Annotated in this window: 7 protein-coding genes and 5 pseudogenes; 11 read left to right on the forward strand and 1 reads right to left on the reverse strand. The window is 61.8% G+C overall.

The window, feature by feature from the left end; translation table 11 throughout:
* From ACS5Q1_RS10720 to ACS5Q1_RS10730, 3 genes and pseudogenes are all read left to right on the forward strand, one after another.
* Positions 1 to 599: pseudogene (locus ACS5Q1_RS10720) on the forward strand (IS3 family transposase); the annotation flags it as partial.
* A 46-nt stretch (positions 600 to 645) separates the two neighbouring features.
* Positions 646 to 2,052 carry an IS30 family transposase gene (locus ACS5Q1_RS10725; RefSeq protein WP_473098151.1) on the forward strand — a complete coding sequence of 469 codons (1,407 nt, stop codon included), beginning with the start codon at positions 646 to 648 and terminating at the stop codon, positions 2,050 to 2,052.
* Positions 2,053 to 2,056: 4 nt separating this feature from the next.
* Positions 2,057 to 2,329 (forward strand): annotated as a pseudogene (locus ACS5Q1_RS10730) (IS3 family transposase); the annotation flags it as partial.
* Positions 2,330 to 2,355: 26 nt separating this feature from the next.
* Here the strand turns inward: ACS5Q1_RS10730 and ACS5Q1_RS10735 are convergent.
* Positions 2,356 to 2,544 (reverse strand): annotated as a pseudogene (locus ACS5Q1_RS10735) (IS701 family transposase); the annotation flags it as partial.
* Positions 2,545 to 2,664: 120 nt separating this feature from the next.
* Here ACS5Q1_RS10735 and ACS5Q1_RS10740 point away from each other — a divergent pair.
* The 8 genes and pseudogenes from ACS5Q1_RS10740 to ACS5Q1_RS10775 all read left to right on the forward strand — a co-directional run.
* Positions 2,665 to 3,682, forward strand: a pseudogene (locus ACS5Q1_RS10740) (IS481 family transposase); the annotation flags it as partial.
* A gap of 21 nt (positions 3,683 to 3,703) precedes the next feature.
* A pseudogene (locus ACS5Q1_RS10745) lies at positions 3,704 to 3,886 on the forward strand (IS701 family transposase); the annotation flags it as partial.
* A 565-nt stretch (positions 3,887 to 4,451) separates the two neighbouring features.
* On the forward strand, positions 4,452 to 6,116 hold the full coding sequence (locus tag ACS5Q1_RS10750; protein ID WP_473098163.1) for an ABC transporter substrate-binding protein: 1,665 nt from the start codon (positions 4,452 to 4,454) through the stop codon (positions 6,114 to 6,116).
* Positions 6,117 to 6,190: 74 nt separating this feature from the next.
* On the forward strand, positions 6,191 to 7,144 hold the full coding sequence (locus ACS5Q1_RS10755; protein ID WP_473098152.1) for an ABC transporter permease: 954 nt from the start codon (positions 6,191 to 6,193) through the stop codon (positions 7,142 to 7,144).
* A complete protein-coding gene (locus tag ACS5Q1_RS10760) occupies positions 7,141 to 7,998 on the forward strand; it encodes an ABC transporter permease (RefSeq protein WP_473098154.1) in 858 nt (285 codons plus the stop codon). Before ACS5Q1_RS10755 ends, ACS5Q1_RS10760 begins: the two co-directional genes overlap by 4 nt.
* Entirely contained in the window at positions 7,991 to 10,093 is a 2,103-nt protein-coding gene (locus ACS5Q1_RS10765) for an ABC transporter ATP-binding protein (RefSeq protein ID WP_473098155.1), read from the forward strand. The genes ACS5Q1_RS10760 and ACS5Q1_RS10765 overlap by 8 nt, the downstream gene beginning before the upstream one ends.
* A gap of 13 nt (positions 10,094 to 10,106) precedes the next feature.
* Positions 10,107 to 11,540 carry an amidase gene (locus ACS5Q1_RS10770; RefSeq protein WP_473098156.1) on the forward strand — a complete coding sequence of 478 codons (1,434 nt, stop codon included), beginning with the start codon at positions 10,107 to 10,109 and terminating at the stop codon, positions 11,538 to 11,540.
* A gap of 69 nt (positions 11,541 to 11,609) precedes the next feature.
* A partial coding sequence (locus ACS5Q1_RS10775) for a transposase (RefSeq protein WP_473098157.1) occupies positions 11,610 to 11,905 on the forward strand: 296 nt, incomplete at its 3' end.

The following is an 11,905-nucleotide window of genomic DNA, read 5'->3' on the forward strand; positions in this document are numbered from 1 at the left end:
ACTAGTACCTCGGCTACGTGGAGAACGTCGTCCGGCGCCAACCGCTCCCGAGAAACCGAGAGGCCGGCCCTCGCGGTGCGTATTATCGGCGACCGGCTCTGGAGTCCCGGCCGGAGAGCCAAAGAGCCCTCGCCAACCGCGGCCTGCTGCAAGAGGTGCATCGGCTCCATGATCAGCATCAGGGCCGCTATGGCAGCCCGAGGATGCACGCAGCCTTGAGAGCAGAAGGCTACCGGGTCAGCCGCGGACGGATCGAGCGACTGATGCGCCGGCATGGCATTCGCGCTCTGGCCCGTCGGCGCTTCCGGCCTGCAACGACAGACAGTCGTCATCAGCTGCCGATTGCGCCCAATCTGCTCCAGCAGACGTTCACTGTCTTCGAGCCGAACCGGATCTGGCTGGCCGACATGACCTATATTCCGACTGGTGAGGGCTGGCTGTATCTCGCCGCGGTGCTGGATCTGGCGACCCGAAAAGTGGTGGGCTGGTCAATGCGCGATCACATGCGCACGGAGCTGACCCTCGGAGCTCTGATCATGGCGGCCCAGCGGCAGCGACCAGGCCCCGGTCTTATTCACCATTCGGATCGTGGAAGCCAAGGCGGATTCAAACGGTCGTCGCAACACCGTGAAGGAGGAGGTTGTGATGAGCATTCGAAAGCGGCGGTCGGATCGGTCTGGGCGAGCCCCGCTACCGTCACCGGGCCGGCCACCTGTGGCGGGACGCGATGAACGACGCCGGTTCTGGCTGGCGATTGCAAGGGGAATGAGCAGCGAGGATGCTGCGGTCGAGGCCGGTGTGTCACAACCTGTAGGATACAGATGGTTCCGAAAGGCAGGTGGCATGCCCCCGGCGATGTTCAGATCCTCGGCCAAGTCCCTTTCCGGGCGATACCTGTCGCTGCTGGAGCGAGAGGAGATTGCGCTTCTTCGGGTCCAGGGCCGTTCCATGCAGGAGATCGGGCGCCGGCTCGGCCGATCCGCCTCGACGATCTCCCGTGAGCTACGGCGCAATGCAGCCACCCGCAGCGGCGGACTGGAGTACCGTGCAACGACCGCCCAGTGGCATGCCGAGCGATCAGCCCGGCGCCCGAAGCCGACGAAGCTTGCCCTCAACGCGACCTTGCGCACTTATGTCGAGGAGAGGTTGGCTGGCGTCGTCGTCGCTCCAAGCGGCGCTCCCATTCCCGGTCCTGCCGTCGCCTGGAAGGCCCGCCGGCATGGCCAGCGGCAAGATCGGCGATGGGCCAGAGCCTGGAGCCCGGAGCAGATTGCCCAACGCCTGCCGATTGACTTCCCGGACGACGAGACCATGCGTATCAGTCACGAAGCGATCTATCAGGCCCTCTTCGTCCAAGGCAAAGGAGCGCTGCGCCGTGAACTCACGGCCTGCTTGCGAACCGGGCGGGTGCTGCGGGTACCGAGGGCGCGGGTCCGCAGGCGCGGCAAGAGTTTTGTCGCGCCTGAGATCATGATCAGCCAGCGTCCTGCCGAAGCGGCCGATCGGGCGGTGCCAGGTCATTGGGAAGGAGACCTTATCCTGGGCCTTGGCAGCTCGGCGATCGGCACTCTGGTCGAGCGCACAACCCGCTTTACGATGCTGCTTCATCTTCCCCGTTTGGCAGGCCACGGTGATTGGCCGCGCATCAAGAACGGGCCTGCGCTGGCTGGCCATGGGGCAGAGGCTGTACGCGACGCAATCACACGCACCATCGTCACCTTACCCGAAGAGCTGCGCCGATCACTGACCTGGGATCAGGGTGCCGAGATGGCTCAGCATGCCCGTCTCAAGATTGATGCGGGCGTCCAGGTCTACTTCTGCGATCCGCAAAGCCCATGGCAGCGTGGTACCAACGAGAACACGAACGGGCTGCTGCGCCAGTACTTCCCGAAAGGCACCGATCTGAGCGTGCGCAGCGCCGAGGAGATCGCTGCCGTGGCGGCCGCCCTCAACTCAAGGCCGAGAAAGACGCTGGGCTGGAAAACCCCTGCAGAGGCGCTTGACGAATGGCTGCGGGAGGTCAACAGATTCCATGTTGCGACGACCGTTTGAATCCGCCCAATACGCGGCTGAGGCGTATGCCCGGCAGCTTGCTACGATGGATGCCAAGGCGTCCATGAGCCGGACGGGCTGCTGCTATGACAACGCCCCGATGGAGTCGTTCTTCCATTCCCTGAAGGTGGAGCTGGTTCATCAGCGTCGCTGGACGACCCGCGAGGAGGCGCGACGGGACCTGTTCGGCTATATCGAGAGCTACTATAATCGGCAGCGCATTCACTCAGCCCTCGGGTATCTCACACCCGAACAAGCCGAGCGGAAAATGAACTAACCCGGTGTCCGCGCAATCGGGGGAAGATCAGGACTGGCATCGCCGGCCGCTTCGGCCAGGTGCCAGCCGTTCTTACGCTTGAGCGGCGAGAGCAGGCCCTGCAGATAGGCCCGGGCGCGGCGGCGTGGTTCGATGCGGCTGAACCGGGGAGCAATCCGGGCGACGAGATCATCCAACTGATCGGCCCAGCGGTGGGCCTCGCTTGCATGCGTCATGGCGCGACACCTCCGTGTCTAAGACAACGCGCAAACCCGGCTGTAGTACTAGGTGTTTGGTAGCGGAACGTTGTTGGGATCAGGTGCGTTGGGCAATTGAGGAATATACTTGGCGCTTCGATGGCATGGGGCGCCCGTCCCCTCACCGCGGGAGGACGTGATGCTGTCCATCGACCCCCAGCCCGCACCACCCCGGCCGTCCGCCAGGAGATTGCCCGCTCGGCCGAGCCTACGGGCGTGCTGGCCCAGCGCTTCAGTGCGAGCACCGACGGTCCGCAAGTAGCGCAAGCGCGGAGCTGAAGACTGCCAGGATCGGTCCAGCCGGCCGCACAAGCTACCCTGGAAAGCCACCGAGGAAGAGCGGGCGATCGTCTGCGCTCTGCGCCGCTCGACCGGCTTTCCGCTCGATGACCTCACCTTCATCGTCACGCACTTTCTGCCGCATCTCAACCGCGATGCTGTCTACCGCATCCTCAAAGCTGAAGGGCTGGGCCGCCTACCGCCCGCTCATCACCGCAAGCGGGAGAGCGGCACGTTCAAAGACTACGATCTTGGCTTCGTGCATCTGGACATCAAGCACCTGCCCAAGCTGCAGACCGCCAACGGCGAGCGCCGCAAACGGTACCTGTATGTCGCCATCGACCGCTGCTCGCGTTGGGTGCACCTGGCCGTCAAAGATGACGAGCTGGCAACAAGCGCGATCGCCTTCCTCAAGGAAGTCGTGGCGACATGCCCGTTCCAGATCACCCACGTGCTCACCGACCGCGGCTCATGCTTTACGGCCGATGGCTTCGAGGAGGCCTGCCGCAAGCTCAAGGTGCAGCACCGCACGACCAAGCCCTACACGCCGCAAACGAATGGCCTGGCCGAGCGCTTCAACGGTCGGGTGCAGCGCGAGGTGCTGGGCATCACGATCTATAGCCATCGTGATCTGGAGACGCTGCTCAAGGGCTTCAACCAAGCCTACAACAGGAGACGGCAGCGCGTGTTGAAGGGGCGATCACCGGATGAGGTTGTGCGCAGCCGCCTGGCCGCCGAGCCGAAGCTGGCCAACCGGCGCTTCAAGCCGCCCGATCCCGGAGCACTTCCCCAGGCCCTCCAAGTCGTCGCTCACACCAAGGAGGTCTCGCATCCAGACACCCGTTCGCCGGAGGAGATGTCGCTGGCCGAGCTGGTGCGGATTGCGGGCCAGCGCTGGCGGATTGAGAGCTGCTTTGAGGAGGCGAAAGGTGAGGCCGGCCTCGATCAGTACGAGGTGCGCGCGTGGACGGGCTGGTATCGGCACATCACCTTGTCCGTGCTAGCGCATGCGTATCTGACGATCGTGCGAAAGCACACCATCGGGGGAGAAGCCCCCTCGTGCAGGCCGCGCGGCCGTTGCCGTTCACCGAGCCCGAGGTGCGGCGTCTGGTCTGGGAGCGACCACCTTCAGTTGATGCGGTCGAGCACTGGTCCGGGTGGCGTCGGCGGCATCAGCAGCGTGCCCGCGAGCGTCACCGGCGTAAGCGCACCCGACGCCGACGTAAATCCCGGCAGTACCTAGGACCTGAGTACCATTTCGACCACATGCGCCCAAGTGTAGCCCACAATGGGATTGCCTTACAATCGGATCGCTCCAATCTGATGTAACAGCCGTCCGGCTGCAGGGCAGCATGGTCTAGGGCCGGGAAGCAGCAGCGAATACATCTGTTGGCTACAACTACACTGCCCGTATCTCGACATTCCCCCACGGCTGAAAAGAGGTTGCTCGTCATGAGAGCATAAACCGTACAATTAGCCGGATTCTTTGCAGCTTCGCGGCCTAAAAGCCTTGAAAAAGGACGGGACTCACCAGCGGAGTGTGCCACGATGAAGGAGGCACAAAATCGGCAAGTTATAAAGTTGCTAACAGAAAGAGGGAAATAGTCATGACCAGAAAAGTGGGCCTGCTCGACGGCCTTCGCTCCGGGCTGACATCTATTGAGAACCACCTGGTCGACGGTTACATCGATGGTCGCCTGAGTCGACGAGAGTTTATGCGGCACGGCAGTTTGCTTGGACTGTCATTGCCCTTTCTTGGGCGAGTTACACTGGCAGCGGGATTTGGCGCAGCACCTTCAATTGCGCAGGCTGCCGCTCAGCCGGGTGCCACAATTAGGGTCGCGTCCCCGACGCCAGCGACCGCGATCGACCCCGTCTCGGCAGGCAGCCCTGGGGCACTCCTGATGTTCCAGCAGGTAGGAGAATACCTCTGCATCGACGGCCCGGACCTTGTGCTCGTACCTTGTCTTGCGACAAGCTGGAAGCCCAATCCAGACGGTAGCGTCTGGACCTTCACGCTGCGCAAGGGTGTCAAGTTCCATTCTGGCGGCGAGATGAAGGCTGATGATGTCGTCGCCACCATGGACCGGCTCGCCGATCCGAAGAATGCCTCAAACGCGCTCACAGTCTTCAAGGGCATCCTGCAGAAGGGCGGTACCCGGAAGGTGGACGACTACACGGTCGAATTCCATCTCGACGTTCCGAATGGTAATTTCCCTTACTTGGTGTCGTCCGACAATCTCAATTCAATCATCCTGCCGGCGAGCTATGCTGGCAATTACGAGCAGTCCTGGGACGGCACAGGCCCGTTCAAGAACGAGAGCTTCACTACGAATGTCGGAGCGCGTTTTGTGCGCAATGACAATTACTGGGGACCGAAGGCGCTGCCGGAGAGGCTAGAATTCACCTTCTACAAGGATACTCAGCCGCAAATTCTCGCGATGCAGGCGGGGCAGGTCGACATCATCACTAAGCTTCCCGCGCTTGGCGGCGTTGCACTGCTGAACGATCCGGCAGTCAATGTAATGAGCATAAGGTCTACTGCGCATCAGCCAGTCCACATGAAATGCGACACGGGTCCGTTCAAGGATCCGCGTGTTCGCCAGGCGCTGGCGCTGTGTCTCGATCGCGAGAAGCTCGTGACAGGCCTGATGAAAGGCCGCGCGGCGATCGGCAACGACAGCCCGTTCGCCGCGGTCTATCCCTCGACCGATCCGACCCAACCCCAGCGCAAGCAGGACATCCGCAAGGCGAAAGAACTGTTGAAGGCAGCTGGGATGGAGAACGGCTTCCAGGTGACTCTCACGGCTCCGCAATATCTCGAAATTCCCGCCTATGCGCAGCTCATCCAGAGTTGGGTCAAGGAGATCGGCGTTAACCTTGAGCTCAATATCATGGACCGGACCTCCTTTTACGGCGATGTAGTCCCCGGCAAATCTCCCTGGCTCGACTCTACCTTGAGCATCGCCGATTTTGGCCACCGCGGTGTGCCGAACGTTTTTCTCACTGCGATGCTGATGAGCAACGGTACCTGGAACGCATCGCGCTTCAACAACAACGAATACGACACGCTGGCCAAGAGCTACTTCGCAGCGCTCGATCTCGAGGCGCAGCGGGCAACCGCGGGCAAAATCCAGCGTCTACTGCTGGAAGAAACGCCGATGCTCTACGGCTATTTCTACGATCACCTAACCGCGGTTAAGAAGGGCATCGTCGGTGTCCAGCCGACGGCCATGGGGCAGCTCTTCCTGCAGGGTGCAGGAAAGGCATAACGCCGGCTCGGCGGAGCCGGACGAACCGGCCCGCCGAACTATTGCTATTTCGCAAACTTATCATAGCAGACCTGATGATCCGCTTCCTTGCCCGGCGCTTCGCCTTTTCGTTGGTCACACTCTTTGTACTGAGCTTGCTCGTGTTCTTTCTCGGGCAAGTTCTACCTGGCAACGTTGGCCGAACTATCCTTGGTCCACTCGCCGATCAGCAGGCGGTCGATGCACTGAACCGCGAACTCGGCCTCGATCGACCGCTCCTAGTGCAGTACGGCGCGTGGATCTGGCACTTTCTTCAAGGCGACATGGGCCAGTCATACATCTATCGTGCTCCCGTTGCCACCTTCGTCGTCTCAGCGCTCGGCAATTCGCTTAAGCTTGCGGCGGTCGCCTTCCTTCTCGTCGTGCCGCTCGGTATCTTCGGCGGGGTGGTGGCTGCATTGAAAGTGAACCGGCCACTTGACCGCATTATCAGCCTCTGCGGACTTTCGGCGGCCGTGCTGCCGGAGTTCGTCACTAGCATCGTACTGATCCTGATTTTCGGCATCGGGCTGCGGTGGCTGCCAATCTCCGCCACTTGGCCGGATGGCGCGGGACCCTTGACCCAGCTCTATTACCTGATCCTGCCCGCTATCCCGCTTGTGCTCCTTCTGTTCGGGTACATTGCCCGTATGGCCCGCGCGGGCATGATCGAAGCGCTCGAATCGGATTACACCCGCACCGCCGTCTTGAAGGGCCTGCCCTGGTCCCGAGTCATCTGGCGGCACGTGCTCAGGAATGCTCTGCTGCCGACGATCACGGTTGTTGCCTCCCAGACCGGCTACCTTATCGGCGGTCTTCTGGTGGTGGAAACGTTGTTCCGCTACCAAGGGATCGGGTCACTGATCTATAGCGCAGCCAGTGGCAAGGATTTCCCGATGCTGCAGGCGTGCGTGCTGGTCATTGGCATCACCTATGCCGTGGCGACATTGTTTGCCGATCTCCTCTACTCCCTTCTTAACCCACGCATTCGCATGGGGGACAGCCAATGACAGACATCGCCGCCGCTGCACCCAGTAGTCGGCGCCATGAGGTTCTCGCGGCGCTTTTGCACTCTGGCACCTTCCTCTGCGGAATGACCATTGTGCTTTTCTGGGTAATTTGCGCCCTCTTCGGCCGCCATTTCGTGCCCTACGACCCGTTGGCGGAGGACATCCTGAACGCGCTCGGGCCGCCCTCGACAGAACACTGGTTTGGGACCGAACAGCTCGGCCGCGACATCTTTTCCCGCGTCATCGTCGGCTCGCGCGACATTCTCGCAGTGGCACTTCTCGCGACGATCCTAGCAACGGTCGTGGGCACCGTGCTCGGTCTTCTTACCGGCTATTTCCGAGGCCTCGTCGATGACGTCGTCTCTCGCCTGATCGAGGCGAAGATGGCCATCCCGTCGATCATCGTGACGCTCCTCGCGATCGTCGCGCTCGGCACCTCCGTGACGACGGTGGTCATCGTCATCGGCCTGTCCTTCGGACCCGTTATAGCCCGCACCGTCCGCTCCGCAGTCCTGTCGGAGCGGGAACTTGATTACGTCGCCGCCGCCACGCTTCGCCGCGAGAATGCTGTACATATCATGTTCATTGAAATCCTACCCAACATACTCCCTCCTATCCTCGTTGAATCCACCGTGCGACTCGGTTACGCGATCTTCGCCGTCGCCACCCTAAGCTTTATCGGATTCGGCCTGCAGCCGCCCTCGCCGGATTGGGGGCTGTCGATTGCGACCAACTACTCAATGATCAGCGGGGGTTATTGGTGGACAGTACTGTTCGATGCGTTAGCCATCGCAAGTCTCGTCGTCGGGGTGAATTTGGCGGCCGACGGATTGCATGGAGCGATTGATGGCTAAACCAGCATTGCATCTGGACCGACTCTCGGTTGCCTATCGTGCCGGCGGGCGGGATCGCGCGGTGTTGCGCGAGGTTACTCTGAAGATAGCGCCGGGTGAGGCCTATGGGCTGGTCGGCGAAAGCGGCTGCGGCAAGTCCACTGTGGCGCTGACGGTTGTGCGCTACCTGCCGCGAAACGGCAGAATCACCGGCGGGTCGGTCATGCTCGACGGTGCGGACGTGATGCGGCTCGGGCCCGAGGCCCTTAGGAGCATGCGGGCAAAAAAGGTCTCAATGGTCTATCAAGACCCTGGGAAAGCCCTGAACCCTTCGCTGAAGGTGGGACGGCAGTTGGTCGAGGTATTTGAAGTCGGGGGCGTTCGGCCGGCTGATCGCGAAGCTCGTGCGCTCGAAATGCTGAAAAAAGTGCGGATCGCCGATCCCGGCTCGGTCATGCAGCGCTATCCGCATCAGCTTTCAGGCGGGATGCAGCAGCGAGTGGCGATCGCCATGGCGCTGGCGAGCGATCCGACGATGCTGATCCTCGACGAGCCCACGACAGGCCTTGACGCGACGGTGGAGGCCGAGGTTCTCGATCTCATCACCGATCTCCGGCGCGAGCTTGGCACCTCTATCCTGTTTATCAGCCACAACCTCGCCGTGGTGGCGAAGATGTGCGACCGCGTCGGCGTTCTCTATGCGGGAACGCTAGTGGAGGAAGGGCCAACGCAGGAGATCTTGGGTTCACCGCGTCATCCCTACACTGTGGCGCTTCTGCGATGTTTACCGCGAGGCGGGCAGCGGAAGGACCACGGACACCTCGACACCATTCCAGGCTTCCTGCCCACGCCCGGCGCGCTGATACTAGGCTGCCCCTTTGCTGACCGCTGTGCGCTCGCCGACGACCGGTGCCGGACGGATACTCCGGAACTGCGGGATGCCGGCGGCCGGCAAGTGCGTTGCCATTACCCGGAGCGGGCGGCTGAGCTTCCGCGCAGCACACCCGTCGATGTGGTGGTACCGAAGCCTGCAGCGGGGGCCGAGCCGGTACTCCGGGTTAGCAATCTCTCAAAGACTTACGGGCAGGGCGGCCATGCGATTCGTGCGGTTGCCGACGTCTCGCTCAGCCTGCTGCCTGGGGAAACATTGGGTCTGGTCGGCGAGTCCGGCTCCGGCAAGACCACACTCGCCCGAATGCTGCTGGGCTTGGTGCCGCCCGATCCCGGCGGGACCATCGAGCTCGACGGTAAGCCCCTCGCCGCCAGTCTCGACCGACGCCAGGATGAAGAGGTGAAGGCGGTGCAGATCGTCTTTCAAAACCCGGACTCGGCGCTGAACCGCTCCCATTCCGTCTCGCGCATTATTGGCCGCGCGTTGCGCAAGCTCGGCGGCTTTCGAGGTGCGGACTTGTCTAATCGCCTCGATGCGCTTGTGGCGGCGGTCCGCTTGACGCACAGGCACCTGGCTCTCCGCCCGCGCCAGCTTTCCGGCGGCCTCAAGCAGCGGGTGGCCATCGCGCGAAGCTTCGCCGGCGATCCTCGTATCGTGGTCTGCGACGAACCTACCTCGGCGCTCGACGTATCGGTCCAGGCCGCGATCCTGAACCTTCTCGCCGAGCTCCAGGCAGCCCGCGCTGTCAGCTACGTCTTCATCTCTCACGATCTTGGTGTCGTGCGCTATCTTTCCGACCGAATAGCTGTGCTTTATCTCGGACGGGTTATGGAGATGGGGCCGTCGGAGCGCGTATTCGAAGGACCAAACCACCCTTATACCGAGGCACTCCTCTCCGCGGTCCCCACCCTCGATGGCACCCAGAGCTCCCGCATTCGGCTGTCTGGGGAAATTCCCTCCGCGGCTAATCCGCCTTCAGGATGCCCCTTCCAGAGTCGATGTCCGCGAAAGATCGGCGCAATTTGTGAGACGACCGAGCCCCCGCTGATTGAAGCGGAACCCGGCCATGTCATCCGTTGCCATATCCGGGCAGTAGATCTCGAGCGCCTCCAGCGGGAATGCAAAGCCGGCGTGCGCAATGTCGGGGTCCATCATGCCGGGTTTGAGCTTGCGGTTACTGATGCCAGCCATGCGAGCATCGATCTGAATGAACTCGCCAAGTAAGGACATAGCTAAGATGAAATTAAGTGAATACGTCGATCACGACGCTACCGGATTGGCGACACTCGTGAGAAAGGGCGAAGTGACGGCCTTGGAGTTGACGCGGCTAGCCCGTGCGGCGCACGATGAGGTCAATCCACGCATCAATGCCGTCATCGAATTCTACGAGGATGCTGAGACTGTTGCGGGCGCGGACGGAGGGCTATTCCAAGGCGTGCCTTTCCTTCGCAAGGATATCGGGGCTAGCGAAGCTGGCCGCCTGCAAGAAAATGGAAGCCGTCTATTCAAAGGCTATCGTCCCAAGACCGACAGCTATTTCTTTCGTCGCGCGCGCGAGGCCGGGCTTCGGACCCTAGGAAGAACAGCAACGCCGGAGCTTGGGTCGACCGTGATGACCGAATCCATTCTCAACGGCATCACCCGCAATCCATGGGATCTAGAACGCTCCGCGGGAGGATCCTCAGGGGGAGCAGCAGCTGCGGTGGCCGCTGGCATAACTCCCATTGCCCATGGCAGCGATGGCGGCGGGTCAAATCGCATCCCAGCATCCTGGTGTGGCCTTGTCGGGCTGAACCCGTCCCGAGGACGTGTTTCCGGCGGCCCGAACAATCAGGACGCATTGTTTGGTCGTAGCCGAATGTTTGTTCTATGTCGTACAGTGCGCGACATGGCCGCTGCCCTCGACGTCTTCTCCGGATCCCATCCTGGCGATCCATTTATCATCGTCCAGCCGAACCGTCCTTATGCGGAGGAACTCTCACAGCCCACCGGGCATCTTCGGGTTGGGATCGCGAGAACCAGTTGGGGTGCGGTCAAGCTCGAGCCGGAAGTGCTGCACGCTGTTGAGTCCACGGCCACGCTTCTCGAGGAAATGGGGCACACGGTAACGGACATCGAGCCGCCATTTGAGCCCGTCGAGTACCGCAATATGTATATCGCCCCGTCGAGCACCGTTCGCTGGCTCGAAGAGGCGGCGCGTGCTATGGGGCGGACTATCAGCGCGGACACCTTGGAGCCGGTCAACCTCAAGCGGTATGAATATGCCCGTGATTTGCCTCTCTCCCGCGGTGAGGACTTACAGAAGGCCCTCCAGAAACTGCGTTTCCGCGTGGGCGAGGCGATCGATGCCTTCGACATTCTGCTAACTCCCACAATGCCAATCGTGGCCCCGCCGCATGGTGGCATCTATTCTGCGATGAACCCGACTATCTCCACAGAGGAGTACGCGGAAGGGGATACGGCGATTTGTCAGTACACTGGGGTTTTCAATGTCACCGGGCAACCCTCGGTGTCCTTGCCATTAGGGCAGAGCGCCAGCGGGTTGCCGATCGGTATTCAGATCGTCGGTCGCTTTGGCGACGAGGCCACGCTAGTCCGTGTCGCACGCGATCTGGAGGAAGCCAGGCCGTGGCGCCACCAGCGACCAAAGGTTCGCGCAGGGAGCAGCTGACAGCTACTGATCCTCCCTCGCATTGGTGGACACCTTTGCTAAGCTCCTGAGGGAGCGGGAGGGTGTTCGATGACGAAGACGAGGCGAGACTTCACCCCGGAGTTCAAGCGAGAGGCTGTTGCCCTTTTGGAGAGCAGCGGTCGCCCCTTGATGCAGATCGCAACCGAGTTGGGGATCTCCCCTTCGATGCTGCGCAACTGGCGGGCGGTTGTGAATGGCGGCCCTCCTCGATCACGGGCTGGTTCGAACGTCGCGAAGGCCGGCTCCGCGCCTCTGGCCTCTCCGGCTGATCAGGCGGCGGAGATTGCCCGTCTGCGCCGTGAACTCGATCGCACGCGCATGGAGCGCGATGTGTTAAAAAAAGC

The sequence above is a fragment of the Microvirga sp. GN3 genome, from assembly GCF_055792825.1.